We start from the raw sequence: 26,234 nt of genomic DNA, 5'->3' as shown, positions 1-26,234 counted from the left end.
TACCGGCCGGGCATGTGGATCTACCGGTAGTGCCGGCCGCTGGCCGGCAACTGCAACATCCTGCCATCGTTCATGGGGTTGCCGCCAGCGGCCGGCACTACCTGCGCGCGTTTACGCGCTGATGCCGTATTCCTTCAGCTTCTTGCGCAGGGTGGCACGGTGGATGCCCAGCATCGCCGCGGCGCGGCTCTGGTTGCCTTCGCAGTGGTTGAGCACTTCCACGAACAGCGGGATCTCCATCTCGCGCAGCACGATCTCGTAGACATCGTCCGCATCGCAGCCATCAAGGTCACGCAGGTAGCGGCGCACGGACTGGGCGACGTGTTCACGCAGCGGTGGCCGGGGAGCGCCACGACTGTTGTCAGGACGAGAAAGGACAGCGTTCAAGGGGGTTCCCGATTCGGTTGGCCCGTGCGCGCGGAGCGCGCGGCCGGACGAGGTGGTGGCGGCCAGTCTAGCGCGAGCGTGCCCAGCCTGCCACGGCTGGTTGCCTGCCCCCGGTCAGAGAAAGTCGAAGGTGAATGCGACGGTGGACGCAGCGGGCTCCTGTACCCGGAACGCGACGCGCGCGCTCTGGCCCGGTTCCAGCAGGGCTGCGCCGGGGTTCTCACCCAGGTATTGCGCGGGCGTGAACACGCCGCTGCCGATCACCCGGCCATCGGCATCGGACAATGACAGCCGCAGGTCCGGCCACGCCTGTGCCCAGCGCGCATCATTGCGGATGCTGGCCTGCACCTGCAGCACGCCGGCCTGGCCTGGCAAGGGGCGGATCTCGCGGCTGGTCATGGTGAACGCAGCGGGCTCGTGCCAGGCGGGCAGGCTGCAGCGCAGCACGCCACACAGTGCACCCAGCCATACGCGGTTGCCGGCGTCGGCAGCCAGCCGCGCACGGTCGGCCAGCACACTCTGCAGGACCAGCAACAACGCCAGCCCGGCGACCAGCAGCCAGTGCCAGCGGGGGGCTGGCAGCGTGCGCTGGCGTGCGCTGCCGAGGAAGCTGGGGGCATCGCTGGTGACCGCCGTTGCCTGCACCGCGGCCAGCGCCGGTTCGATGGCTGCAGCTTCAGCAACGATGACAGCGTCATCGTCGTGTCGCATTTGTGTGGCCGGTGGTTGCGCCAGATTGCTGGGCTCGGCCTGCACCTGCTCCACAGGCGTTGTCTGCCCGGTTTGATCCTGCATGCGCGGATCGGACGCAGGCGCAACCTCACCTTCCGGGGTCTTGCGCAGGAAGGTGGCCAGGGGGCGGCGGGGTGGGTTCGGCTCGGACATGCTCAGGGCGCGGGCTCGGATCCAGCGGTCATTCAACCACGATCAGGCGCGGCGCACGCCAGTGATGCGCATCCAGTCGCCGTCCTGGGTGGCCTGCAGATCATCGAACCAGGCCGCGTAGCGCTGCAGCAGTTCGCCTTCCTGGCCATGCAGGATGCCGGACAGGGCGATGCGGCCGCCGGCGGCGACGCGTGCGGCCAGCAGTTCGGCCAGCGCATCCAGCGCCGAGGCGAGGATGTTGGCGACCACGATCGGATAGGTCGCGGCCGGTTCGTCCTGCGGCAGGTACACGTGCATGCGGGCCTGTTCGCCGTTGCGCTCGGCATTGTCGGCGGTGGCGACCAGCGCCTGCGGATCGTTGTCCACGCCGATGGCTTCAGCGGCGCCCAGCTTCAGCGCGGCCAGTGCAAGGATGCCCGAGCCGCAACCGAAGTCGAGCACGCGCTGGCCCTGCAGCAGGCCATCCACGGCCAACTGGTCCAGCCAGCGCAGGCACAGTGCGGTGGTCGGGTGGGTACCCGAACCGAACGCCAGGCCCGGGTCCAGCCGTACCACGGCGGCGTCGGCGGCCTGTGCGGCGTCGGGCAGTTCGTGATTCCACGGCACGATCCAGGTACGGCTGCCGAAATCCATCGGCTGGAACTGGTCCAGCCAGGCGCGTTCCCAGTCTTCATCCTCGACCGCGCGGAAGCTGCCGCTGCTCCAGTCCAGTTCTGGATCGAAGGATTCCAGTGCGGCCAGCAGCAACAGCGCGTTGCTGTCGGCGGGGAACAGCGCGCTCAGCACCAGGGTGTCCCACAGCGGGGTCTCGCCCACGCCTGGTTCGAGAATGGCCTGTTCGTTGCTGGTATCGGCCTCGGCATCGAGCAGGGTCACGGCCAGTGCACCCACGTCCTCCAGCGCATTTTCATAGCGGGGCTGGGTGGCTTCGGTGCAGCGCAGGGTCAGTTCCAGGAACGGCATGGTGGTGGGGGCAATCGCAGGAAAGGGGGCCATGCTAGACCATCGGAGCGTCTCCGTATTGCCTGAGATGCTGTGCCTGGATGAACGAAGCCCGTTCAGACAGGCCCGTCGGGCCTTGCTAAACTTCGTGCTTTCCTGTGTGCCGTATCGCCCGCCGCCGCCGATGGCCTTCGCTCCTACCCTGAAAACCTGGTTGCTCGTGCTGCCGGCCGTGGCCGTGCTGGGCGTGGCCGGTTATCGGGCCAGCGGCCATGCTCCGGCTTCTTCGGTAGCCTCGACGGATCTGGCGGTTGGGGGGGCGGCCACTGACAGTGCGGCACCGCTGCCGGTGATGCCGGAGGCGCTCGCGCGCCGGCTGGCACCCTTCGAGCGTGGCGGTGCATTGCCGTCCGGGCTGCCCCTGGATATCCGCGCTGATCTCGAAGAGGCCACCGACCTCTACGCCTATGCGCAGCGTTTGCGTGCGCAGGCGGACGAAGGCAATCACGAGGCGCGCTGGATGCTCAGCCGTGTCTACGACTATTGCGCGCAGTATGCGGTCGATCCGGGTGGCTACCGCCTGGACAACAACGTGCTGGCCGGATTGGGCCTGACTGCCGCACCGGCGATGGTGCAGGCGCGCGAACGCGTCGCGCAGCGTTGCGGCGGGTTCGTGCCGGGCGACAAGCTGGGCACGGCCCTGGTGCTGTCCGAACGGCGCAAGGCGGCTGCACAGGGCAACCTGGCTGCCGAGGCTGCGCTGTTCGCCGAGGGCGAACCGCTGCAGGACAGCCCCGAGTACCGCCGTGACCTGGTTGAACGGGTGCGCACCTCGCGCGACCCGGAGGCCTTCATGGCCATCGCTCCGGGGATGGGCGTGCGTGCCTCGGGTGACCGCGCGCTCAGCGGGCTGGTGGCGGGCGAGCAGCTGAGTGAACTCGCATGGCGGCTCGCGGCCTGCGAACTCGGTCTACCGTGTGGGGCAGACAGTGTGCTGGTCAACAGTTTTTGTGCGAACGGAGGGATCTGTTCGCAGGATGGTACGCAGGATTTCCGGGATTTCGTGTATGACGCTGCGGTATCGCGGCAGGGCGCTGGGAAGATGAAGGAATGGATCAAGCGATTGGTTGGAAAGAGGAACGAGCAATGAACTACCGCCGATTCCTGCACGGGGCCAAGTTCTGGTTCTGGGTGGCCCTGTTCGTGGCCTACTCGGCCGGCGCCGTTGGCCTGTTGATGATCGATACCTATGAAGATCGCTACCGGCATCTGTCGAAGGTGGAACTGACTACTGTGAAGGCGCAGGAAGACGTGCGCCGTGCCGGTGCCAGCCAGGTGGCCGCGGTCTATCGGGCGCAGAGCGGCATGCCGTTTGCGTCGCTGCCGGCGGGCAGCACCTTCCAGGTGGTGTGGCCGGACGGTTCGACCGAGACCATGGTGATCGTCGACCCGACCTCGCCCAACGGCGTGCGTCCGCTGGCGAACTCGCAGATCCCGGCCGAAGCTGCCGACAAGCGCTGATGCGCCTGCTTTAGCGCCGGGCATGGGCTCGGCGCTGCAGCAAACGGAAAAGGGCGGGGATATCCCCGCCCTTTTCATGTCCAGCACGCGGCGCCGATCAGGTCAGCGCGATCGGCTTGTTCTTGCGTTCGGCCAGGCGCTTTTCCAGGTAGTGGATGTTCTGGCCACCGGCCTGGAAGCCCTTGTCGCGCATGATCCGCTGCTGCAGCGCGACGTTGGTCTTGATGCCATCGACCACCATTTCGCTCAGTGCCACGCGCATGCGGGCAATGGCGGTTTCGCGGTCCGGGCCGTGCACGATCAGCTTGCCGATCATCGAGTCGTAGTTCGACGGCACGCGGTAGCCACTGTAGATGTGGGTGTCCACGCGCACGCCGGGACCGCCCGGCGGATGGAAGCCGGTGATGGTGCCCGGGCTCGGCACGAAGGTTTCTGCATCCTCGGCGTTGATACGGCATTCGATGGCATGGCCGGTCAGCACCACGTCACTCTGCTTGATCGACAGCTTCTGGCCGGCGGCGATCTTCAGCTGCTCGGCCACCAGGTCGATGCCGGTGACCATTTCGGTGACCGGATGCTCCACCTGGATGCGGGTGTTCATCTCGATGAAGTAGAAGCGGCCGTCCTCGTACAGGAACTCGAATGTGCCGGCGCCGCGGTAGCCGATGCGGATGCAGGCTTCCACGCACACCTTGCCGATCTGCTCGCGCTGCTCGGCGGTGATGCCCGGTGCCGGCGCTTCTTCCACCACCTTCTGGTGACGGCGCTGCATCGAGCAGTCACGCTCGCCCAGGTGGATGGCGTTTCCCTGGCCGTCGGCCAGCACCTGGATTTCCACGTGGCGCGGATTCTCCAGGAACTTCTCCATGTAGACCTCGCCATTGCCGAACGCGGCCTTGGCCTCGCTCTTGGTGGTTTCGATCGAGGTCTTCAGCGAGGCTTCGGCGTGCACCACGCGCATGCCGCGACCACCGCCACCGCCGGCCGCCTTGATGATGACCGGGTAACCGATCTCGCGGGCGATCTTGGTGTTGGCGACGATGTCCTCACCCAGCGGGCCGCCCGAACCGGGCACGCACGGCACGCCGGCGGCCTTCATCGCGCGGATGGCCTCGACCTTGTCACCCATCATGCGGATGGTGTCGGCCTTGGGGCCGATGAAGATGAAGCCGGACTCCTCCACGCGTTCGGCGAAGTCGGCGTTCTCCGAAAGGAAGCCGTAGCCCGGGTGAATGGCCTGGGCGTCGGTGACTTCAGCGGCGGCGATCAGGGCCGGGATGTTGAGGTAGCTCTGCGGCGACGGCGCCGGACCGATGCAGACCGACTCGTCGGCCATGGCCACGTGCTTGAGGTTGCGGTCGACCGTGGAGTGCACGGCCACCGTGCGAATGCCGAGGGTGTGGCACGCGCGCAGGATGCGCAGCGCGATCTCCCCTCGGTTGGCGATGACGACTTTGTCGAGCATGGCGTGCCCCTCAGCCGATCACGAACAGCGGCTGGTCGAATTCGACCGGCTGGCCGTTCTCGCCGAGGATGGCGACGATGGTGCCGGACGTGTCGGCTTCGATCGGGTTGAACATCTTCATCGCTTCGATGATGGCCAGGGTCTCGCCTTCCTTGACCTGCTGGCCAACGGTAACGAAGGCCGGCTTGTCCGGGGCGGACGAGGCGTAGAAGGTGCCGACCATCGGCGAGCGCAGCACGTGGCCTTCCGGCAGTGCCGGGCCCGGCTTGGCGGTGCCGCCGGTGGAGGCTTCGGTCGGCGACTGCATCGGCATCGCCTGCGCCGCCGGAGCGGCCGGAGCGGCATACACCGGGGCGGCGACCGGGGCGGCGTAGCCGGCCACCGGCGCGCGCGACAGGCGCACCGACTCTTCGCCTTCCTTGATTTCGATCTCAGCCAGGTTCGACTCTTCCAGCAGGTCGATCAGCTTCTTGATTTTGCGCAGATCCATGAGGGCCTCTTTGGTTTCTTCTAGGTGAGGAGAGCGCCGTGGGCGCCCGGGTCGACAATCAGGTGGCGGATACCCGCAGCAGCGCCGCGTCCATCGCGTAGCGGTAGCTGTCGGCACCGAAGCCGCACACCACGCCCATCGCCTTGTCGCTGAAGTAGCTGTGCTGGCGGAACGGTTCGCGGGTATGCGGGTTGGACAGGTGGATTTCGATGAACGGCACCGCCACCGCCGCCAGCGCATCGCGCAAGGCCACTGAGGTGTGGGTGAACGCGGCGGGGTTGATCAGGATGAAGGCAGTGCCGTCGTTGCGTGCGGCCTGCACGCGGTCCACCAGTACATGCTCGGCGTTGGACTGCAGGCTCTCTACGGCGTGCCCGGCGGCCGAGGCCTGGGCAACCAGGGCCTGGTCGATGTCGGCCAGCGTGGTGTGGCCGTAGACCTCCGGCTCGCGGGTGCCGAGCAGGTTGAGGTTGGGGCCGTGCAGGACCAGCAGCTTCGCCATGGGATCCGGAAGACGGGAAAGGGCGGCAGTCTGGCGGAACCGGCGGATGCTGTCCAGTTCGGCGAAGTTTGCAGCGTTTCAATCGACCGTTTGAAATCTGCGGAAGCGCTTGCGGCCCTATGCGGGGCGGCGGATCAAGGCGCGCTGAATGCCTTGCGGGCGGGGGATGGATGCACGTAGGCCGACGATGGCGGCAAGGGCCACGCCGGGGGATCCGCGCCAAGCGCGGGCGACGGGCTGCCGGTCAGTAGATCCACGCCATGCGTGGATGAAGGAAGTTCCATATGCAGCAAGCCACGCACCCACCGGAAGGGCGGGTCAGGTCTCCAGCGGCACCGTCGGCACCACGTTCGGGAATACCTCTTCCAGCGGTTCCGGCTGCCCGGGCTTCGGCGCCGGCCAGTTGTAGGCATTGACCGGCTGCGCGCGGTTCACCCACAACGCGTAATACAGATGATCGGCGCGGCCGTCCCCGGTGTTGGGATGGATCAGGATGGTCAGGCCCAGGCTGTTGAGCTGCAGCCAGGGCACCAGCACGGGGAGCAGGTCGTTGGTAAAGCCGAAATAGAACGAGGGCGTGACATGCGGCCCACGCGGCTCAAGGTTCCAGTTGCCCAGCTCCACCGGGAACCGCTCGGCGGCCCAGCGCCGTAGCAGCGCGGCCTTTTCGAAGCTGTCCTCATCGAAGTAGATGTGAGCGTGATAGCTCTTGATGTCGGTGTAGGCGCGTGGGGTCACGGGCAGGGTGGCCTCGCCGGGACGCACGCTGGCCGGGCGCGGGGTAGGCTCGCTGGCCGTGGCCTGGCCCCAGGGGCTGCGCCCTTCCGGTGCTGGCGGCACGATGGCCCGGAAGCCGGGGCGGCCAGGCTCGGTGGTGTTCACCGCGTCGTTGCCGCGCGGTGCTGCGGCGGCGGTCGAGGCACTGGCCAGGCCGCCAGCGGCCAGACCCGCCGAAGCGATCAGGCGTCGGCGTGCGGGCGAGAGCAGGTCGGCCCAGTGGGTGTCATCGTCGCCGGCATCGGTGAGGGTCTGCGGGTCCGGGTGCATGAAGGGCTCCGTGGCGGCATCGTGTGGGCAGGCAAGCACGCTCGGGCACCCGCATCCACAGCGTCCAATAAGCAGGCGGCATCACCTCATGCAGGTGCGCCCCGTTGTCGTTGAGCGTGGCCGCTGGGCGGGCTAGGGTGCAGGTCTGCCGCCCCGGAGCCCTTCCATGATCTCGCCCGATGCCGACACACAGCAAAAGCGCGCGTTTTTCCGCCAGCTGCACGCGCAGGGTTGCTTCGTGCTGCCCAATCCGTGGGACGTGGGCAGCGCCCGCTACCTGCAGCGGCAGGGCTTCCAGGCACTGGCCACGACCAGTGCCGGCTGCGCCTGGAGTGAAGGGCGGCCGGATGGGGCGGTTTCGCTGCAGGCCACACTGGAACATCTGCGGCTGATGGCGGCCGCGACACCGCTGCCGTTGAACGCCGATTTCGGTGATGGCTTCGGCGCCACGCCACAGGCAGTGGGCGAGGCGGTGGCGGCGGCCATCGACACCGGTATCGCGGCGCTGTCGATCGAAGACGCCAGCGGCGTGGCCGATGCGCCGCTGCGGCCGATCGGGCAGGCGGTCGAGCGACTGTGTGCAGCACGTGCGGCCATCGACCGCGCGGGGGGCGATGTGCTGCTGGTCGCGCGGGCCGAGAATTTCTTCGTTGGCGTACCGGATCTGCAGGACACCCTGCGGCGCCTGCGCGCCTATGCCGAGGCCGGTGCCGACGTGCTGTACGCACCGGGCATCAGTACGCGCGAGCAGATCAGCGCGGTGGTCGCCGCCGCGGGCTCGAAGCCGGTGAACCTGCTGGTCGCTGGACCCACAGCACTGAGCCTGCAGGACATCGCCGCACTTGGCGTTCGCCGGGTCAGCCTGGGCGGTGCGCTGGCGCGTGCCGCGTGGGCTGGGTTGATGCGGGCGACCCAGCCGATCGTGCAGGACGGACGCTTCGATGGCCTGCAGCAGGCGGCGTCCGGGTCTGCCTTGAACGCGTTGTTCCAGTAGCCCGCGCCCTGCATGGCGGGAAGGGCCGGCGACTACAACGCCTCGATCTCACGCTTGGGCAGGATCACGCCGGGTTCCAGCGCTGGCAGCAGTTGGCGAAGCAGGCGTGGATTGTCCTGCAGCCCCGTGCCGTCCAGATACGTCCACCCGGAACCGCCAACGCGGCGCACGGCCACCATGAACGTGGTGCTGCGCATCGGGGTTTCACGCACCCGTACCAGAGATTGGCGTGGCACGAAGCAGACTTCTTCCTCCCCGGCCGCATAGGTCCGGGTCGGCACACCGACGTCTTCGCTGATGACCACCACGCCGCCGCTGTGCTGCTTCTTCAGCGCATCGCGGGTGATCGCCTGGAAGGCCTCATCGCCGCCGGCCAGCCGCTTGAGGCTGGGATGCGTACGCTCGATGAGGAAGTCCGCATCGCCGCGGGCGTAGGCAGTCATCAGGGCGCGCACATCATCGCGCAGGGCCTTCGCGTCACTGGGACTGAGCTCACCCGCGAAGGCGGATGGCAGCAACAGCGACAGCAGCAGTGTCAGTATCGTCAGGGGCAGGCGTCGATCCATGTCCGGGTGTCCCACAGGGCATCGCCGCACTATACGTTGGACGCGAAAACAGCGTCCCATCGGTGGCGCTGGTTTCCCCGGAATCGATACTTACCATTGGTAGGTATTGATGTCTGGAGATCCCCATGCACAGCCTCATTGTCATCGCCCACCCTGAGCCCGGTTCACTGACCCACGCGATGGCGCGTCGCATCGGTGATGCCATTGCCGCGGCCGACACCGGCAACACCGTGGCCTATGCCGACCTGATGGCCGAAGGCTTCGATCCGCGCTTCAACCCGCAGGACCAAGCGTTGTTCCGCAGCACCGGCGCGGTACCCGCCGATGTCGCTGCCGAGCACGCGAGGCTGGATGCCACCGATACGCTGGTGCTGGTGTTCCCGTTGTACTGGTGGTCGTTCCCGGCGCTGCTGAAAGGCTGGATCGACCGTGTGTTCACCAACGACTGGGCCTACGCGCAGGACGCGCAGGGCAGGCTGGTGAAGAAGCTGCAGCGCCTGAATGTGCATCTGGTGGCGCTGGGCGGCGCCGACGCAGCCATGGTCGAACGTCGTGGCTACGACGCGGCAATGAGGACGCAGATCGACATGGGCATCTTCGACTATTGCGGCGCACGCGTGCTGTCGTCCGACCTGCTGTTGGACGCCCATACCGGTGCCGCTGAAGCGCATCTGCAGACCGCGCTGGCGATCGGCCGTAAAATCGGTGTTCCGATGCGCTGATCGCCGTGCTCCGCCGATGCCCGCCAACGCCACCCCCACGCGCCGCCGAATGACCCGGGAGCAACGCACCCGCCAGTTGCTGGATGTGGCCTGGGCACTGGTTCGCGGAGAAGGTACCGGAGCGTTGACGCTGGGGCGGCTGGCCGAGGCGGCGGGCGTGACCAAGCCTGTGGCTTACGATCACTTCGTGACCCGCAACGGCTTGCTGGCGGCGCTCTACGACGACTATGACGGACGCCAGACCGTGGTCTTCCACGAGCGCATCGGCCGCGCCCGGGCGCAACTGGTCGATCGGGCGGCGGCCATCGCCTCCGGCTACATCGACTGCGTCCTCAGCCAGGGCAGCGAAGTGCAAGGCATCCTCGCCGCGCTGGTGGGGGCGCCGGAACTGTATGAGGTGCGACGGCGCTACCAGCAGGATTTCATCGACAACTGCCAGGTCTGGCTGGGCCCGTTCGCAACCGGCGGCACGGTGTCGCTGGCGGGGCGCTGGGCCATCCTCGGTGCGGCTGAAGCCCTTTCAGAGGGTGTTGTTGCCGGCGCGTTGGACAAGGCCGGTGCCGTGGCCGAGCTGCAGCGGCTGATCGTGGCGACGGTCAAGCGGCGCTGAGCCGCACGAGCGGTCAGCCGCCGGCCAGAGCGGCGAATCCCGCGGCCAGCCGGTCGCGCACCAGTGCGTCGCGCGCGTCGCGGCTTGCAGAGCCCAGCACCACGGTGATCAGCCGTACCGGCTGGTCCCGCCCGGGTACTGGCCGGCACGCGGTGGCGGCCAGGCAGAAGCCTGCGGCCTGGGTGTAGCCGGTCTTCAAGCCGTCCACGCCGTCTTCGCCGAGCAGGGCGTTCTGGTTGCTGCGGTTGAAGCTGCCATGGGCGAACGCGCGCTGCGCGGTGATCGCCAGGATCTGCGGATGGTCATTCAGCAGGCAGGCGGCGAGTACCGCCATGTCGCGCGCGCTGGAGGCATGGTGCGGTGTGGTGATGCCCGACACGCTGGCAAAACAGGTGCTGCCCAGCCCGAGCTGGCGTGCGTGCCGGTTCATGCGTTCCAGGAATGCCGCCTGCGATCCGTCCAGGTGGCGCGCGATCGCCAATGCAGCGTCATTGCCGGAAACCACCATCAACCCTTCCAGCAGGCGCGCCAGGGAGATTGTCTCGCCGGGCACCAGGCCCATGCGCGTTTCATCGTCGGCGACCGCATGCACGTCGTCGGCGGCGATGGGGACTTCGTCGTCCCACGAACGCCCGCGCTCTTCCACACATTCGTAAGCCGCATAGGCGGTCATCAGCTTGGTCAGCGAAGCCGGTTGCCTGGCGATGTCCGCGTTGTACTGGTGAATCACCGCAAAGGTGGCCGCTTCCAGAGTGATGGACGAGGCCGGTAGGGGGGCAGGTGCAGCAGAGGGCATGGCGGCGGTGATGACAGCGACAGCCAGCAAGGATAGTCCGCAGCGGCATGAAGCCGCACTGCCCAAGCGCCGCAGTGCACACGGTAACGCCCGGTTGCGCCCGGGCTGTTGACGAGGCAGCCTGCGCACATGCAATCGGATATCCGCATCGACGGTCGTGTCTTTGCCTATGTCTTCCCCTGTGCGTGGGAAGACTACGCGAAGATCGGCTTTTCACGTGATCCGCTCGGACGCATCAGCGCATTGCACCGGCGCTGGTTCGAGTTCTTCGACCTCGACGCAGGTGCACTGGTGGAAGCGGAAAGCGAGCGCGATGCGCGAGATCTGGAGCTGCAGCTGCGTTCGCCGTTCAAGGCGCACCGCGCACCGGCGCCGATGACGGTCCAGGACAAGGCCGGAGGCCACACCGAGTGGGTACGTGGTGCCAACCAGGCGTTGTTGCTCGCGGTTGATGCGTTGGGCGAACAGGGCTATCGCTGTTTCCCGCTGAAGGCATGGCTGCGGGCTGCGCTGCGCGTGCGCATGGACCGGCTGCACGACTGGGCGGCGGTGCAGCTTCCGGAAGAGGAAGGCCTGCGGATGCCGGGCGGCCCCGGCGAGGGTGTGCTGCGGGACACCCTCGACGGTTGTCGGGCATTGGATATCGATCCAATGCCGTGGCTGCCTGAACACGTCCAACGCTGGTATGCAGGTTGAAGAGCGTTCAACGGGTTCGCGGCCGCTGAACCGGCGTGGCCGGTTGCGGCGCGCGCGGCGGAGCCGGTGTGGACGGGCCGGCCAGCTGGCGTGCCAGCTCGGCGCTGGCCACGTGGCCGTGCAGGAACAACAAACCGCCGAAGATGTTCATGAGCGCGCCTCCACTTGAGTGGATTGCACGATACGGGCAGCATGAAGCGGCAAGAAGCGACATTTCCGCAAGCGTGACGTGAGAGGATTTCAAGCCTGATGTCCCGTGCTCCGCTCCATGCCCTGCAGGGCTTCGTGGCTGCCGCCCGGCTGGGCAACCTGTCGCGTGCGGCAGCGTCGATGAACCTGACCGTCAGCGCGCTCAGCCATCAGATGCGGCAACTGGAAGAGCGGCTCGGGCAGCCGCTGCTGATCCGCCAGCCGCGGGGTGTCTCGCTCACCCTGGAGGGACAGCGCCTGCTCGACCATGTGGGGCCGCACCTGGATGCGATCAACGAAGCCTTCCAGCCCTATGCGGCGCGTGCCGAGCACGTGCTGACGATCAGCGCGGTGCCGTCGATGGCGTCGGCGTGGCTTGTACCGCGCCTGGGTCATTTCGTGGCTGAGCACCCACAGATCGAGATCAACCTGCAGTCGAGCGAGCGCCTGGTCGATTTCGAGCGGCAGCGCCAGTTCGACGCCGCGCTGCGTCTGGGCAGCGGGCAATGGCCGGGCCTGGTGGTGGAACCGTTGTTCGATGAATGGCTGCTGCCGATGGCCAGCCCGGCGCTGATCGAACGCATGGGAGGGATCGAGCGCGTGCCGCTGAACCAGTGGCCGCTGCTGGGTGATCCGGACGGCGCCTGGGGCGCGTGGTTTGCATTGAGTGGGCGGAGTGCGCCGGCGCGGTTCGTGGCGGTGCTGGATGATTCGGAGGCGCACCATCGCGCCGCTCTGGACGGCGTGGGCGTGGCCCTCGGCCGAGTGACGCGGGCGAGGCTGCTGCTCGACTCCGGCCAGCTGGTCGCACTGTCCAGCCAGCGCCTGAAGACGGCGTGGCCGCATTGGTTGGTGTACCCGCAGCGCTCGGCCAGCCATCGCGGCTTCCTCGCCTTCCGCGACTGGTTGCACGCGCAGGCTGCTGAGCATGTGCGACACATGGCAGACGCGCATTTATAGCGTCGAGCCATGCTCGACTGCGTGTGTCCCGCAGTCACCGTACCAACGTAACCGCCTGCCCGGCACGGGCGAAGGCTTCGCCCAGCAACGAGCCTGCCTTGATCGCCTCCACTTCCTCGAACAGCGCCTGCAATGCATCGGCCGGGCGCGAGGCCGGCGCCGCGACCGCCTGCTGGATCACGGTGAAACGGTCGGCCAGCACGCGGTGGCCGGGATGCGCCTGCGCCCAGGCGGCCAGCGGCTGGCGCACGCCGGCAGCGGCATCCAGGCGCTGCAGATCGAACAGGGTGATGGCAGCGGCCGACGTCTCGGCCCGCTCGATCATGGCGTGGCGCAGTTCACGGCTGAGAAACAGGTCGTAGGCTGCACCGCGGCCCACCGCGATGCGCAGCCCCTCGCGGTCGAGGTCGGTCACCTGCTGCGCGGGACTGTCCTCGCGCACCAGATAGGTGCCTTCGATCTCCACGTACGGAGCACTGAAGGCGATGCGGTCGGCACGCGCCGGATCGATCGCCAGGAAGGCCAGATCCCAGGCATCTTCGGCGGCCGCGGCAACCACCGGGGCTGCGGCGTCGTGGCAGGTGAAGCGGGCCTGCACGCCCATCCGTTGCGCCAACGCGGTCGCCAGTTCCAGTGATGGACCGCGCGGTGAGCGCGCATCGCCCTGTGCCAGCACAGGGTTGCCCAGGTTGATCGCCACGCGCAGGAGGCCGTGCGGTGCCAGGGTACGTCGATGGTCGGACAGGGACATGCAGGACTCCGCGCTGAGGGCGCTCCCAGCATGCCATTGCTGCCCTGCAAGGGGGTACCAGTGTCCGGTTATGCTGCGGGCATGAACCCCATCCTGCACGTCGAAATACCGGTCAGTGATCTGGGCCGGGCCATCACGTTCTACCAGCGGTGGCTGCAGGTGGCGGTGGACGAACCCATGGTGCTGCACGACTGCCGGATGGCCTACCTGCCGTTTTCCGATGAGGCCGCCGGTGCCAGCATTGCGCTGGTGCACGGCGCGGACTACCGGCCCTCCGAGCAGGGCGCCCGCATCTACATCGGCGTCGATGACCTGGATGCGAGCCTCGACCGTGCACTGCAATCGGGAGCTGAGCTGCGCTTCGGCCCGGCCGACGCGGGTGACTGGCGCGTGGCCGAGATCCGCGACAGCGAAGGCAACCGCATTGCGCTGCAGGCGCGCGCAGCTCTGTAGAGCCGAGCCCATGCTCGGCTGCTGCTGGCCCAGCCGCTCCAGCTCAGCCGAGCATGGGCTCGGCCCTACAAGGTCGCGGCGCGTGAGCGCTGCAGCCAGTCATTGATCGCCGGGTCAAGCCGCGGGTCTTCGGGCAACTGCATGCCGAAGCGTTGCTGCAGTACCTCGCGCACGTCGCCCACATCGTGCAGCGGACGCTTGTCCGGTACCTGGCCGGGGCGGTACTCGGTGTAGTTGCCGCTGCCGATCGTGCGGCGCCAGTCCGGCCCGGTCAGCGATGCGCGCAGCTGGCCGGGGAAGCTGGAATCGGGATGGGTGCACACGTACCAGTTGCCCACCACGTTGTCGATTGGTGCCGGCGCCTGCAGGTCGAACCGATACATCGCCCGCCAGCCATCGTGGGACTCGGCCGACAGCACGAAATCACCGTTGCCAGGCAGTCGGCGCAGCAGGTAGCGCTCGTGCGGCGTGGCCTGTGGCTGCGGATCGTGCAGGCGCAGCGGCACGGTCGGGGTCAGGCTGCCGAAACCGGCATCCACCAGCCAGTCATCGCCGTCCACCTGCACGCGCAGCAGCAGGTGGGTGCGTGCGGTCAGTTCGCCGTCCTGGGCGGCCAGCAGCACGCGCGCGCTCAACGGCTGTGCATCGAAGCCCAGCGCCTGCAGCAGTGCCAGCAGGCCGCCATTGAGTTCGAAGCAGTAGCCGCCACGACGGTCGTCGAGCAGCTTGCGCTGCACGCTGTCCAGGTCGATCGGTACTGCATCGCGCAGCAGGCAGCTGAGGGTTTCGAACGGCAGCAGTGCGTTGTGGCGCTGCTGCAGCAGGGTCAGGCCCGCCAGCGTCAGCGGTGGCGGTGCATCCAGCTGCAGGCGTTGCAGGTAGCGGGGGACATCGAGCGTCGTCATGCGCGCGCCGGGCGGGGGAGGGAGATCTACTGTGCTCCCCCAACCGGGGTTGAGGTCAAGCATTGCGCGGGTGTCATCCCCCTGTCGCCTGTGCCGGGTACAAAGGCCGCGTCCGCCAGCAATCGGTGGGAGTGGACCAGGAGCGCCCTAAAGTTGTCCTGAGTCAGGCCGATACAGATGCGTCTTTCCGCCTGGAGTCTGTCATGTCGGCCGTTGTCCCCCACCTCCGGTCCCTGCGCACGCGCCTTGCTGCGTTGCACTCGGCGTCCCCTGGGCTGCTGCGCTGGCTGCAGCCACATCGGCTCAGCGTGGCCAACAAGCTCAAGGCCACACTGTGGATCTGCGGCCTGGGCCTGGTGGCGATCGCTGCTGTCTACGCCTGGACTGGCCATGCCAACGCACTGGCTGCGCGCAGCCAGGCCAGCTACCAGCGCGGCAGCGATCTGGCTGCCAGCCTGTCCACGCGGGTGGCCGAAGCGCGTCGCCTGCAGGCCCAGTATGCACGCAGTTTCGATGATGCCGACCGCGCGCAGCTGTTGGCCACGCAGAAGGCGTTGCAGACCGATCTGCAGGCGCTGCGCGCGATGCCGATGGATGCTGGCCGGCGCAAGGCTCTGCAGGCGCTGACCGAAGCCGCCGACGCGTTCTCGCAGGGTGTGGCCGCCCTGTTCGAACGGGTCGACGAGATGGGCCGTGGTGATGCCGGCCTCGCTGCGCAGCTGCAGCAGGCCGCCGACACTCTGCAGGCGCAGGTGGATGTGCAGCAACGGCCCGCGCTGGCGCTGTCCCTGCAGAAGATGCGAAGGCAGGAGGCACTGCTGCTGCTCGACGGTGATTCCACCCACGCCGACCGCGCCAGCGAGGAGAAGCTGCCGTTCGACCTCGCGCTGGCGGGCCTGCCTGCGGATGTGCAGGACACCCTGCGCACCGGGATGGAGGCGTATCAGGCCGCATTGCTGGGGTATGCCGCTGCCCGTGTCGGCCTGGATGTGGAAGCGCAGTCGCTGCTGGGTGCCGCTGCGGACGTAGCGCCTGCACTGGCCGCATTCCAGCGGGCGCAGGTGGCAGCGCTGGCCAGGGCGCAGGCACGCCAGCAGGCCGGAGCGCGCACCATGAGCGTGCTGTTCGCACTGACCCTGCTGCTGGTGGCCGGCGTGCTGATCACCAGCCTGGTGCTGGTGCTGCGTGCGGTGCGCCAGCCGATCCAGGACACCCTGCGTTTCGCCAGCGACATCGCCGACGACCGCCTCGACACCAGCCTGCGCGTCTACAACGTCAACGATGAAATCGGCCAGCTGGCCCAGCGCCTGGTCGACATGCAGCAGCGCCTGCGCGCACGCATCGAGACCGAGCGCGCGGTGGCGCGCGGCAACACCCGCGTGCGCCAGGCATTGGACAGCGCGCAGACCGGCCTGATGGTGATCGATGCGGAAGGGCAGGTCGCCTACGCCAACCCGGCATTGCTGCAGCTGCTTGAACTGACGAACGAAGCGCTGGTGGGCAGCGACGCGGTACGCCTGCATCCGGCGTTGGCCAGCCTGGCCGGCGTACGCCAGCGCGAGGAGCGCGAGATCGGCCATGCCGGCGTGCGCTACCAGCTGATCGCCAATGCCATCACCGACGAAGGGCATTTCCTCGGCGTGGCAGTGGAGTGGCGCAGCCGCGCGCTGGAAACGCTGCTGGAAACCGAAGTGGCAGCACTGGTCGACGCCGCCGCACATGGCGACCTGCACGGCCGCATCGCGCTGGAGGGAAAACAGGGCTTCGTGCGCACGTTGTCGACCAGCATCAACCGCCTGCTGGCGACCTTCGAGACCAACCTCGGCGATCTGCAGGCGCTTCTGGCGGCGCTGGCCCGTGGTGACCTCAGCGTGCGCATGGAAGGTGAGCTGCAGGGCGTGTTCGCACGCATGCGCGACGATGCCAACGCCACGGTCGCGCAACTGGGCCGCATCGTCACCCGCATCCAGCAGGCGACGTCCAGCCTCGACACCGGTGTGGGTGAGATCGTTGCCGGTCACCATGATCTGTCGCAGCGTACCGAACAGCAGGCGGCCAACCTGGAAGAGACGGCAGCGTCGATGCACGAGTTGACCGACACCGTTGGCCGCAATGCCGATGCCGCGGGCCGCGCCGATGCCCTGGTGCAGGGGGCGGCCGCAGTGGCCCAGCGCGGTGGCGAGGCCGTCGGCCAGGTGGTCGCAACCATGCATGGCATCAGCGAGGCCTCGCGGCGGATCGGCGACATCACCCAGCTGATCGATGGCATCGCTTTCCAGACCAACATCCTCGCGCTGAATGCCGCAGTGGAAGCCGCGCGCGCAGGTGAGCAGGGCCGCAGCTTCGCCGTGGTGGCTGCGGAAGTGCGCCTGCTGGCCCAGCGCAGTGCCGAAGCGGCCAAGCAGATCAAAGGACTGATCGAGGATTCGGTGGCGCGTGTTGGCCAGGGCAACCAGCAGGCCGAGCAGGCGGGCATCACGATGGGCGAGATCGTTGGCAGCGTGCAGCAGCTGGCCGAGCTGCTGGCCGGTATCCGCAGTGCATCGGAGGACCAGCATGCCGGCATCGCGCAGGTGAATCAGACCATCGTGCAGATGGAAGCCAGCACCCAGCGCAACGCCAGCCTGGTGGAAGAGGCTGGTGCCTCCACCGCGCAGATGCAGGCGCAGGTACACGCGCTGGCCGAAGCGGTGGGCGCGTTCCAGTTGCAGTCGATGCCACAGGCGCGCGCTGCGGCCTGATCCTGCTCCGGTAGTGCCGGCCGCTGGCCGGCACGCTCTGATCATGCCGGCCGGCGGCCGGTACTACCCTTGTGGCTCAATACACGTCGCGACGGTAGCGCCCGGTCTCCAGCAGCGTTTCCACTGCTTCATCACCCAGTGCTTCGCGCAGCACCTGGTCCACACCTTCGGCCATGCCCAGCAGCGAACCGCAGACGTGGATGACCGCACCGCGCTGCATCCAGTCGCGCAGGGCATCGGCTGCTGCACGCAGGCGATCCTGCACATAGCCGCCCTTACCATCGCGCGAGAACGCCAGGTCCACCCGCGCGAGATGGCCATCGCCCTGCCACGCTTCGATCTCATCGGCGAACAGGAAGTCGTTCGCGCGCTGGCGTTCGCCGAACAGCAGCCAGTGCCCGTGCTCACCTGCATGCGCGGCTTCGCGCAGCAGGCTGCGCAGGCCCGCGATGCCGGTGCCATTGCCGATCAGCACCATTGGCGCACCGCCAACGCGATGGAAACCGGGGTTGCGGTGCACACGGGCCACGATGCTGGCACCGACAGGCGCATGCAGCGACAGCCAGCCCGAACCCAGGCCGGTGCGTCCGGTTTCGTCATGGACCAGCCGTACCACCAGTTCGACCGCACCGTCATCCGTACAGGATGCGATGGAGTACTCGCGCCCCGGCAGCAGTGGCAGCCCTGCCAGCCAGAGGCAGGCATCCTGCACCGCCAGCGCAGCATCGGCATCGGGCAGCTCGCGCTCGCTGGCCAGCGCCAACAGCGTGCGCGGCTGGCCGTCAATCAGCAGCGGCTGCTGGGGATCCAGCCCATGTGCCTTCAGCACCGCAACGGCGTGCCGCGCGTTGTGGCGGGGCGCGATGTGCAGGATGTCGCCCGCCTGCCACTGCACATCGGCCGGTGGCGCAAGACGGATGTGCCAGATGGCGCCGCCCACGCTGCCTGGATTGAGGCGGTCACGGCCGAGCAGGCGCCACTCGTGCATCTGCGTCGCGGTCGGCAACACGCTGTCATCGGTGGCGATGCCGGTCAGCGCGCCGAGATGTTGCTGCCACTGGCGCAGCGCCGGTATCGCAGCGGCATCGACATCGATGCGCTCGAACAGCGCACGTGCCCCGTTGCCCAGCAGCCAGCCATCGAATTGGCGGCCAAAGCCGCAGTAATGCGAGTACTGGCGGTCACCCAGGGCGAGCAGGCCGAACTGCAGGCCCGACAGATCCGGCGCTTGTGCCAGCAGCCGTCGCGCAGCGCCCCGCGCCGCATCCGGAGGTTCGCCATCACCAAAGGTGCTCAGCACGAACAATGCCTGTGCGGTGCGTGCCAGCCGCGCGGCATCGACGCGGGCCAGCGGCAGAACCTGCACTGCATGGCCGGATGCTTGCAGCTGCGCGGCAGCGCGCCATGCGAGTTGTTCGCCCAGTCCGCTCTGGCTGGCATGCACCACCAGCCACGGCGTGCCATCGCCATCTGCAGGTGTTGCTGGCAGCGACTTGCGCAGCCCGCGCGCAGCGCGCTGGCTGCGGCGCCGGTCCAGGTACAGCAGCCAGCCAGTGATGAAGAACAGGCTCATGCCCAGGCTGCTGAGCATCACCACCACCCGCCCGGGCATGCCGAAGTAACTGCCCGAGTGCAATGCGAACACGCTGGTGGCCAGCTGTCCTCCGGTGCCCTGGCGCGCGTAGGGGCGTGAATCTAGGATGGCCCCGCTGGCCGGATCCAGCTGCAGCAGATCGTGCGCGCGGTCATGCCGCCCACCGCGCTGCGACGGGTCACCGGCCATCACACGCACATTCAGTACCTGCCCCGGTTTCTCCGGCAGACGCAGGTCGATGTAGCCGGTGCGCACGCCGGGCAGCGCATACAGCGTGGCTTCGATGCGCTCCAGGTCCAGGGCGGCGTCGGCGGCGACCTTGTGTTGGGCGGCCGGTGCGACGCCCAGCAGGGTGTTGGCGGCGCTGCGGTACCAGTCGAAGGACCACCACAGGCCGGTCAGCGCACTCATCAGGTAGATCAACAGCACCCAGGTGCCGGCCACGGAGTGCAGGCTCCACAGGAAGCCGCGTCCACTGCGCTTCCACTCCACTGCCAGCCAGCTGCGCCAGTGCCCCCAGCGTCGTGGCCAGCGCAGGTAGAGCCCGGACAAGGTGAAGAACACCAGGGCGATGGCGCAGCTGCCGGTGATCCATTTGCCGCGCTCACCGGCGGCAAGATGCCGATGCAGGTCCTCGACGAAGTCAAAGAGCGCCTGCCCGCGCAGGGCGCTGAAGCGCTCACCGCTGTAGGGGTCGAAGTACACCCAGTGTTCCTTGCCGCCAGCAAAGCGCGCCACCGACGGTCGCTGGCCGGTGGCATCCACGCGCAGGCGCTGCAGGGGGCGATCACCGCCGGCCTGCAGCAGCGTTGCCAGTTCGCTGAGTTCGAGCGGAAGCTGGCCATCAGCATGGTGTTCAGCGATCTCGGCGAAGCCGGGGTTGGCCGCTCGCAGCAGCTCATCCTCGAAGGACAGCACGGCGCCGCTGAGGCCCATCACGGCCAGTACGGCGCCGGCGGTGATGCCCAGCAGCCAGTGCAGTTGGAACAGGACGTTCTTGAACATCGAAGGAGGGGGCCCCGAAGGCTGCCGCCCGCATCCTGCGCAACAGCAAATGAGAATTAATCGCGGAATTCTCCGTGGCGGACGGGCTACGGTCAAGGAGGGTTTTGTTGCAGGGCTTTGCAGCCCTGCACCCGCTACAAGCCGGAGCAACGTCAACGTCAAAAGCTGGCTTTCCGTGGGTTGGCGGGGTGGGTCCGGTTGAGGGGGACGCTGCAAGTACGTCCATGTAAGCTCGGTCGCCGCTTGCTCGTGTGCGCAGTCCTGCGCACACGGCAAGACCGGGGTTGGGCGTCCTGCCCAACCCGCCCGAGGCATGCCTCAGGCCCATGCGGCTCACGCCCCCTCAACCGGACCCACCCCGCCTTCGACAGATTTCCGCGATCTGTCGGAACGACGTTCTGCTTTGGTGGGTGCCGACCGTTGGTCGGCACGCGGTCTGATTCCATTCTGAATATCGATATCTGACAGATGTGTCGACCAAGGTCGACACCTACCAACAGCCGCGAAGATCTGTCAGAGGTGGGGAGGTGTCGGAGTGCGGGGTGTCAGCCGCATGGATGCGGCTGCCAAGCTTACAGGGACGTACTTGCAGCGTCCCCGCACTCCGACATCGCCCCGCCAACCCGCGGAACGCCCGCTTTGGCTGTTGGCGTTGCATTGAGCCGGGTGCAGGGCTGCAAGCCCTGCAAAACCCCCCCTCACTTCACCCAGCTGTCGATCTCGCCGTGGGCGAACGGCCCCAGCTTCGCTTTCACCAGCCGCCCCTGTGCATCGAACAGCACGCTGTAGGGCAGCAGGCCCTGTGTATTGCCCAGCTGCACGCTGGCATCGCGCGGCCCCGGGGTCTCGATCACGATCGGGTAATCCACCGGTACCCGCTGCAGGAAACGGCGCACGTCCTCCGGCGTATCCAGCGCCAGTCCCAGCACCTGCACACCGTGCTCGCCCTGGATATGTGCGAAACGCGCCAGTTCGGGCATTTCTTCAACGCAGGGCGCGCACCAGCTGGCCCAGACATTGATCAACAGCGGGCGACCGCCAGCGTGCTGGCGCAGGTCCAGCGGCCGGCCTTCAAGATCCGGCAGCGACAGTGTGGGCAGGCTGTCGCCGACCTGCAGGGTGGGTGCGGCAGCCGCCACAGCAGGCGCTCCCGGCACGGCCTCAGGCGCCACCGGCGCCGGTGTCAATCGATGGCCGGCCCACAGGCCAAGGCCGGCGGCCAGCACCGCTGTCCACAGCAGCGCTGGCCGTTGCCACTTCATCGTGCGGTGCGCAGCAGCGCTTCCTCCACCACCGCCTGGGTCAGCAGGGTCGGCAGCACGGTCGGCGGCGCGCCGGGGCCGTACACCACGTACAGTGGCACGCCGACGGCCTTGTGCTCTTCCAGGAACGTGGTGATCTGCGGGTCGACATTGGTGTAGTCGCCGCGCATGTACACCGCGTTGGTGCGCTTGAGCAGTTCCTTGAATTCCGGCCGCGACAGCACGGCGCGCTCGTTGGCCTTGCAGCTTACGCACCAGTCGGCGGTCATGTTGACGAACACCACGCGGTTGTCGGCGCGCAGGCGGTCCAGCAACTGCGGTGAATACTCGACCACGTTGTCGCTGGCGGCCTGTGCGGCCCGCGCCGGCGGTGCGAGCTGGGTCACACCCCAGGCCGGCACCAGCGCGCCGATCGCCAGCAGTACGCCCAGCAGTGTCACCGCACGCGAGCCGGTCCAGCGGTTGCGCTCGAACAGCCACAGGCCGAACGCCAGCAGCAGCAGGCCACCCAGCACCAGCGCCATGCCATCCACGCCACGCTGCTTGCCCAGCACCCACAGGAGCCACAGCGCGGTGGCATACATCGGGAAGGCCAGCACGTGCTTGAGCGTTTCCATCCACGGGCCCGGCTTGGGCAGGCGGCGTGCGAGCGCCGGCACGAAGCCGATCAGCAGGAACGGCAGCGCCAGGCCCAGGCCGAGGAACAGGAACACGGTCATCGCCTTCAGCGGCGGGGCAATGAACGCGTAGGCGATCGCGCCACCCATGAACGGGCCGACGCAGGCACTGCCGACCACGCAGGCCAGCGCACCGGTGAAGAAGTCACCGGCCGGGCCGCTGCGGCTGGCCAGCGACTGGCCCAGATTGCCGATGCCGCCGCCCAGGGTGAACACGCCGGACAGGCTCAGGCCTACCGCGAACATGATGTAGGCCAGCGCCGCCACCACACCCGGGTGCTGCAGCTGGAAGCCGATGCCGACGGCATTGCCGATCGCGCGCAGGCCGACCATCAACGCGCCGATCACGGCGAACGCGACCAGCACGCCCAGCGTGTACCACAGCGCGTGGCTGCGTGCGCGCTGCGCGCTTTCGCCGCTCTGCGCCAGGCTCAGCACCTTCAGCGAGAGGATCGGCAGCACGCAGGGCATCAGGTTCAGTACCAGGCCACCGGCCAGCGCCAGCAGCAGGACCCAGACGAACGAACGGTCCGGATTCGGCGTCGTCACCGGCGGACGCGTGCGCAGCGCATTGTCGCCCTGTGCATCGGTGGCGAATTCACTGCTGGCGGTGGCGCCACCTGCGGCGGCCGGTGCCGCTGCATCCGTGTTGGGCACGGTTGGCAGCAGGCGCAGCGGGGCGCCGTTGGCGGCTTCGCGCGGTGCACCGTTGGCAGCAGGCAGCGGGTTGATCACGTCATTGCGCGCTGGCGCCTGGTCGGCGCTGGCGCTGACCTTGCCGGCCGGAATCGACAGCTTCACCCGGCGGGTCATCGGCGGGTAGCAGATGCCATCGGTCTGGCAGCCCTGGAAGGTCACCACCAGGGTGCTGTCGACGGCATCAGTGACAGCGCGGCGCAGCGGCAGCGGCACTTCCACCTGGTTGAAGTAGACCGAGACATCGCCGAAGTGCTCGTCGCGATGCGATTGCGCGGCTGGCCAGCGCGGCTTGCCGGCCAGCACGCCGGCGCTGCCTTCCAGCTTCAGCGAGGTGCGGTCGCGATACAGGTAATAGCCGGGCGCTGGGCTGAAGCGCAGCAGCAGGGTGTTGCCGTCGCTGGCGATGGCATCGAAGCCGAACGCCTGTTCCGACGGCAGCGGCAGGGCCTGGCTGTTGTTGGCCGCGCCCGGCAGGCGCAGGCCACCGCTGTTGCCGGCACCGGCCAGCGGGTTGTTGAACGGGCTGGCCGCACCGGCACGCGCGGCAGGCACCGCCGCCGCCGCACCGGCGCCCGGCAGGGTGACCTGCACCACGCGCTTCTGCGGCGGGTAGCAGACACCGGCATCGGCGCAGCCCTGATAACGCACTTCCAGGCTGATGGTGCCGGCAGCGTCGGTCGGCGTGCCGGGCAGGGTGGCCAGCAGGCGCTCGCGATAGGTCTCGACCTCGCCGAAGAAATCGTCGTGGTGCTTGTCGCCCTTGGGCATCTGCAGCGCGCCGGCATTGAAGGCCGGGTCGGCTTTGACGCTGGTACGGTGGCGATACAGGTAATAGCCTGGCGCGATCTTGAACTGCAGCTGCACCTGGCCACGTTCGGGGGCAGTGGCGGTCAATGCGAACGCCTGGTCCACCGGCAGCAGGTCTTTCTCATCCAGGGCGAAGGCGGGCAGCGAAAGGCACAACAGGGCGCACAAGGCAGCGCCACGCGCAAACAGAGTCTTCAATCAGTGTCCTCCCGGGTCTGTGCCCGGATCCAATCCAGATACGCCGGCAGGCCGGCCCGGGTTTCGACCGCGATGCACTCCGGGAGTTCATACGGATGCAGTTCGACGATCCGGGCGATTGCGTCATCGACGCGGCTCGAGGTGGTTTTCACCAGCAGCTGCAGCTCCGCGTCGGTGGTCACCTCGCCCTGCCAGCGGTAGGTCGACTGTGCGCCGTCGAGGCGGGTCACGCACGCCGCCAGGCGCTCGCCTACCAGCGCGTGCGCGATGCGCTCGGCACTGGCCCGGTCCGGGCAGGTGGTCAACAGCAGCAGGACGGGATCGACGGTCGACATGACCGTCGAGTATAGGGCCGCCGCCGGGTCGGGGCCCGGCGGCGGCAGTGGACCGCAGCGTTGCGCGGTCAGTTGGCCAGCTGGCAGGTGGCTGGCTTGGCCGAGGTGAACAGGGCCGGGGTCGCCCACTCGGGGTGGTCGATGAACGGGTTGCGATTGCCCTGGAAGCTGTAGACCACGTCATTGCGGGCACGCTCGGCATCATCCGGCGGATCGGACAGGTGCCAGTCGATCAGCGCCGACAGCAGGCCCATGTAGGCTGGCGAGCTGCTGGTCTTGACGATTTTGCTGCGGTCGTCGGTCAGCTCCAGATCCGGTTCGGACTGGCCGGTGGCCGCATCCTTGCCGCCTTCGTAGCGGATCGCCATGTACATCACCGCGCGCGCCATGTCGCCCTTGCGCTTGCCCCACACCTCGAAGGTGCCGGTGTTGCCGTCCGGCGTGCGCACCCAGTTGGAGTTGCCCGGATAGCCACCACTGCCGCCGCCCTGCCCATTGTTGGCTTCGGTGGCACGCTCACCGCAGCTGGCATCGCACTTGCCGAACGGCTTGTTGCCGCGGTCGGCGTTCCACTGCGCGTCGGTCAGGTACAGCATGTGGGTATCGGTGTACGGCGCGTAGGGCAGGCCCTTGTCGCCGGTGGTGCTGGCAAAGCCCAGCGAGTTCGGCCAGGTGTGCTCGCGGTTGTAGGTCAGGCCGCTGCCGGTGCCCGCACGATCACTGACCTTGGCGTAGCTGCGGTTGCGGTAGGCATCGAGGATGCGGTTCGGGTTGTTCGGATCCTCGTCGGCGATTTCCAGGATGGTCCAGGTGCTGGTGCCCGAGCCGCTGTACGGGTAGGCGGTATGTCCCTTGATGGTGGCGTGCAGCGAGCAGCGCAGCTGGCTGGGGCTGCTGGTGTTGACCCTGGAGTAGTAGCCGGCCGGCACGCCCGGGTTGCCCGGGTCCGGATTGCCGCCGGTGCTGGCCACGGTGAAGGCGATGCGGCTGTCGGCGGCCGGGTGCGCGCCCTGCAGGTCGGTGATGCGCGCGGCGCGGATGTCGAAGCGGCAGGCTTCACCGGCCACCAGCGCGGTATTGGTGGACAGCTTCACGCTGCGGCCGCTGGCCGGAAAGGTCAGCGGCACGCTGCCGGAAGTGCCGCAGCTCAGCGCGAACGCGCCGCTGGCCAGGTTCACGGTTTCGCTGAACACCACTTCCAGATCGGCCGCAGCCGGGAAGGTGCTGCTGCCCTGCGCCGGGGTGGTGGTGGACACCGACGGCGGCGTGTTCGGGCCTGGCGTGCCACCGCCGCTGAAGGTCTGGCCCTTGTTGCAGCTGCCGAAGGTCTGGCCGGCCGATTCGGCCCAGGTGAAGTGGGTGTACTGGCTGCCGCTGCCGGTCAGCTGCAACGAGGTGCCCGGCGCGCTGCTGTTGGTCTCGGCTACCGGGATGTTCTGGCTGGTCATGCCGGCGGCAGGGCCACCGGAGGCGGTGATGGCGCCCTCATAGCTGAGGAACTGGACCACTTTGCCACTGGCATCGACCAGGGCGATGCCGTCGGTCGGGCCGTTCTGGATCCCGTTGGTCGGGTAACTGACCACGGCGATGGTGGCGCTGCCGCAGCCGGCGGCGGTGCCGGCCGGGACCGGGTTGTTGGCATAGACGGTGGCGGCGGACGGATTGCTGCCGTTGTAGAGGTACAGGCGGTAGCCGGACAGGTCCTCACCGGCAGTGGCTACGACCTCGATCGCTTCGCCGACGTCACCGGCGGCGGTGCTGTCGTCGTAGTGCAGTTCGTTGATGAAGACCTCGGCCTGGGCCGGCGCAGCGGCCAGCGCCAGCAGGCAGGCAGCGGCAAGCGGGGACAGCAATCGCATCGACTCCTCCTTGTGATTGGGAATGCCGGACCGAGCCTAAGGCCGATCCAGTGACACTTTGTCGTAAATGAACGTCAGATGTCTGACAGTGCGACGCTTGTCACCGAAATTGATCTGGACCGACGCCCTGGCCGAGGCGCGCGGGCGGAAAAATTTTTTTCATTCCGCCCTTGAAA

The 26,234-nt window shown here is 67.9% G+C and carries 26 protein-coding genes; 9 read left to right on the top strand and 17 right to left on the bottom strand.

Annotation, left to right across the window (positions count from 1 at the left end; genetic code table 11):
• Positions 1–111: 111 nt before the first annotated feature.
• From fis to prmA, 3 genes are all read right to left on the bottom strand, one after another.
• On the bottom strand, positions 112–387 hold the full coding sequence (fis, locus tag ROV95_RS01105) for a DNA-binding transcriptional regulator Fis (protein WP_005419706.1): 276 nt from the start codon (positions 385–387) through the stop codon (positions 112–114).
• A 114-nt stretch (positions 388–501) separates the two neighbouring features.
• Positions 502–1,272, bottom strand: a complete 771-nt coding sequence (locus tag ROV95_RS01100) for a DUF3426 domain-containing protein (RefSeq protein ID WP_019660828.1) — start codon at positions 1,270–1,272, stop codon at positions 502–504.
• Between the two features lie 42 nt (positions 1,273–1,314).
• The gene (prmA, locus tag ROV95_RS01095) at positions 1,315–2,235 is read right to left on the bottom strand and encodes a 50S ribosomal protein L11 methyltransferase (RefSeq protein ID WP_026347109.1); all 921 of its coding nucleotides are present in this window, start codon (positions 2,233–2,235) and stop codon (positions 1,315–1,317) included.
• A gap of 163 nt (positions 2,236–2,398) precedes the next feature.
• Between prmA and ROV95_RS01090 the strand changes: the two genes are divergently transcribed.
• Together ROV95_RS01090 and ROV95_RS01085 are read left to right on the top strand one after the other, a co-directional pair.
• Entirely contained in the window at positions 2,399–3,364 is a 966-nt protein-coding gene (locus ROV95_RS01090) for a hypothetical protein (RefSeq protein ID WP_312543782.1), read from the top strand.
• Entirely contained in the window at positions 3,361–3,735 is a 375-nt protein-coding gene (locus ROV95_RS01085; protein ID WP_010481078.1) for a hypothetical protein, read from the top strand. The genes ROV95_RS01090 and ROV95_RS01085 overlap by 4 nt, the downstream gene beginning before the upstream one ends.
• Positions 3,736–3,832: 97 nt before the next feature.
• On the opposite strand, the gene accC is transcribed toward ROV95_RS01085, so the two are convergent.
• From accC to ROV95_RS01065, 4 genes are all read right to left on the bottom strand, one after another.
• On the bottom strand, positions 3,833–5,200 hold the full coding sequence (gene accC, locus ROV95_RS01080; protein WP_019660825.1) for an acetyl-CoA carboxylase biotin carboxylase subunit: 1,368 nt from the start codon (positions 5,198–5,200) through the stop codon (positions 3,833–3,835).
• A 10-nt stretch (positions 5,201–5,210) separates the two neighbouring features.
• Positions 5,211–5,690, bottom strand: a complete 480-nt coding sequence (accB, locus tag ROV95_RS01075; RefSeq protein WP_019660824.1) for an acetyl-CoA carboxylase biotin carboxyl carrier protein — start codon at positions 5,688–5,690, stop codon at positions 5,211–5,213.
• A gap of 58 nt (positions 5,691–5,748) precedes the next feature.
• Complete coding sequence (aroQ, locus tag ROV95_RS01070; RefSeq protein WP_019660823.1) at positions 5,749–6,192, bottom strand: type II 3-dehydroquinate dehydratase; 444 nt, start codon at positions 6,190–6,192, stop codon at positions 5,749–5,751.
• 318 nt (positions 6,193–6,510) lie between these two features.
• A complete protein-coding gene (locus ROV95_RS01065) occupies positions 6,511–7,239 on the bottom strand; it encodes a DOPA 4,5-dioxygenase family protein (RefSeq protein ID WP_164144688.1) in 729 nt (242 codons plus the stop codon).
• 166 nt (positions 7,240–7,405) lie between these two features.
• Between ROV95_RS01065 and ROV95_RS01060 the strand changes: the two genes are divergently transcribed.
• Entirely contained in the window at positions 7,406–8,233 is an 828-nt protein-coding gene (locus tag ROV95_RS01060; protein ID WP_312542356.1) for an isocitrate lyase/phosphoenolpyruvate mutase family protein, read from the top strand.
• A gap of 32 nt (positions 8,234–8,265) precedes the next feature.
• On the opposite strand, the gene ROV95_RS01055 is transcribed toward ROV95_RS01060, so the two are convergent.
• Positions 8,266–8,799, bottom strand: coding sequence for a hypothetical protein (locus ROV95_RS01055; protein WP_206621893.1), 534 nt, complete (start codon positions 8,797–8,799; stop codon positions 8,266–8,268).
• 125 nt (positions 8,800–8,924) lie between these two features.
• Between ROV95_RS01055 and ROV95_RS01050 the strand changes: the two genes are divergently transcribed.
• Together ROV95_RS01050 and ROV95_RS01045 are read left to right on the top strand one after the other, a co-directional pair.
• Complete coding sequence (locus tag ROV95_RS01050; RefSeq protein WP_312542351.1) at positions 8,925–9,521, top strand: NAD(P)H-dependent oxidoreductase; 597 nt, start codon at positions 8,925–8,927, stop codon at positions 9,519–9,521.
• A gap of 16 nt (positions 9,522–9,537) precedes the next feature.
• Positions 9,538–10,131 carry a TetR/AcrR family transcriptional regulator gene (locus ROV95_RS01045; RefSeq protein WP_021203264.1) on the top strand — a complete coding sequence of 198 codons (594 nt, stop codon included), beginning with the start codon at positions 9,538–9,540 and terminating at the stop codon, positions 10,129–10,131.
• Between the two features lie 13 nt (positions 10,132–10,144).
• On the opposite strand, the gene ROV95_RS01040 is transcribed toward ROV95_RS01045, so the two are convergent.
• On the bottom strand, positions 10,145–10,927 hold the full coding sequence (locus ROV95_RS01040) for a D-alanyl-D-alanine carboxypeptidase family protein (protein WP_155030471.1): 783 nt from the start codon (positions 10,925–10,927) through the stop codon (positions 10,145–10,147).
• 129 nt (positions 10,928–11,056) lie between these two features.
• Between ROV95_RS01040 and ROV95_RS01035 the strand changes: the two genes are divergently transcribed.
• A complete protein-coding gene (locus ROV95_RS01035; RefSeq protein ID WP_021203266.1) occupies positions 11,057–11,623 on the top strand; it encodes a GIY-YIG nuclease family protein in 567 nt (188 codons plus the stop codon).
• A 7-nt stretch (positions 11,624–11,630) separates the two neighbouring features.
• On the opposite strand, the gene ROV95_RS01030 is transcribed toward ROV95_RS01035, so the two are convergent.
• The gene (locus tag ROV95_RS01030; protein ID WP_019660816.1) at positions 11,631–11,774 is read right to left on the bottom strand and encodes a hypothetical protein; all 144 of its coding nucleotides are present in this window, start codon (positions 11,772–11,774) and stop codon (positions 11,631–11,633) included.
• A gap of 98 nt (positions 11,775–11,872) precedes the next feature.
• Here ROV95_RS01030 and ROV95_RS01025 point away from each other — a divergent pair, with 98 nt between their 5' ends.
• Positions 11,873–12,772 (top strand): LysR substrate-binding domain-containing protein, encoded by a 900-nt coding sequence (locus tag ROV95_RS01025; RefSeq protein WP_312542344.1) that lies wholly within the window; start codon positions 11,873–11,875, stop codon positions 12,770–12,772.
• 34 nt (positions 12,773–12,806) lie between these two features.
• Here ROV95_RS01025 and ROV95_RS01020 read toward each other — a convergent pair whose 3' ends face one another.
• A complete protein-coding gene (locus ROV95_RS01020) occupies positions 12,807–13,523 on the bottom strand; it encodes a transporter substrate-binding domain-containing protein (protein ID WP_312542342.1) in 717 nt (238 codons plus the stop codon).
• 81 nt (positions 13,524–13,604) lie between these two features.
• Here ROV95_RS01020 and ROV95_RS01015 point away from each other — a divergent pair, with 81 nt between their 5' ends.
• A complete protein-coding gene (locus ROV95_RS01015; RefSeq protein ID WP_312542340.1) occupies positions 13,605–13,976 on the top strand; it encodes a VOC family protein in 372 nt (123 codons plus the stop codon).
• Positions 13,977–14,041: 65 nt separating this feature from the next.
• Here the strand turns inward: ROV95_RS01015 and ROV95_RS01010 are convergent, their stop codons facing one another.
• Entirely contained in the window at positions 14,042–14,881 is an 840-nt protein-coding gene (locus ROV95_RS01010; RefSeq protein WP_312542338.1) for an arylamine N-acetyltransferase, read from the bottom strand.
• 203 nt (positions 14,882–15,084) lie between these two features.
• On the opposite strand from ROV95_RS01010, the gene ROV95_RS01005 reads away from it, so the two are divergent.
• Positions 15,085–17,622: a methyl-accepting chemotaxis protein gene (locus ROV95_RS01005; RefSeq protein WP_312542336.1), complete on the top strand. Its 2,538-nt coding sequence runs from the start codon at positions 15,085–15,087 to the stop codon at positions 17,620–17,622.
• A 76-nt stretch (positions 17,623–17,698) separates the two neighbouring features.
• Here the strand turns inward: ROV95_RS01005 and ROV95_RS01000 are convergent, their stop codons facing one another.
• From ROV95_RS01000 to ROV95_RS00980, 5 genes are all read right to left on the bottom strand, one after another.
• Complete coding sequence (locus ROV95_RS01000) at positions 17,699–20,221, bottom strand: sulfite reductase flavoprotein subunit alpha (RefSeq protein WP_312542334.1); 2,523 nt, start codon at positions 20,219–20,221, stop codon at positions 17,699–17,701.
• Positions 20,222–20,919: 698 nt separating this feature from the next.
• Positions 20,920–21,483: a TlpA disulfide reductase family protein gene (locus ROV95_RS00995; protein WP_312542332.1), complete on the bottom strand. Its 564-nt coding sequence runs from the start codon at positions 21,481–21,483 to the stop codon at positions 20,920–20,922.
• Positions 21,480–23,864 carry a protein-disulfide reductase DsbD gene (locus ROV95_RS00990; protein ID WP_021203212.1) on the bottom strand — a complete coding sequence of 795 codons (2,385 nt, stop codon included), beginning with the start codon at positions 23,862–23,864 and terminating at the stop codon, positions 21,480–21,482. The genes ROV95_RS00995 and ROV95_RS00990 overlap by 4 nt, the downstream gene beginning before the upstream one ends.
• A complete protein-coding gene (gene cutA, locus ROV95_RS00985) occupies positions 23,861–24,199 on the bottom strand; it encodes a divalent-cation tolerance protein CutA (protein WP_019660807.1) in 339 nt (112 codons plus the stop codon). Before cutA ends, ROV95_RS00990 begins: the two co-directional genes overlap by 4 nt.
• Before the next feature lie 68 nt (positions 24,200–24,267).
• Positions 24,268–26,058: an endonuclease gene (locus tag ROV95_RS00980; protein ID WP_312542329.1), complete on the bottom strand. Its 1,791-nt coding sequence runs from the start codon at positions 26,056–26,058 to the stop codon at positions 24,268–24,270.
• Between the last annotated feature and the right edge of the window lie 176 nt (positions 26,059–26,234).

This window comes from Stenotrophomonas maltophilia group sp. msm1 (assembly GCF_032025805.1).
Taxonomy (GTDB): domain Bacteria; phylum Pseudomonadota; class Gammaproteobacteria; order Xanthomonadales; family Xanthomonadaceae; genus Stenotrophomonas; species Stenotrophomonas hibiscicola.
The sequence above is the reverse complement of the archived record's forward strand: the minus strand, read 5'-3'. Positions and strand labels throughout refer to the sequence as shown.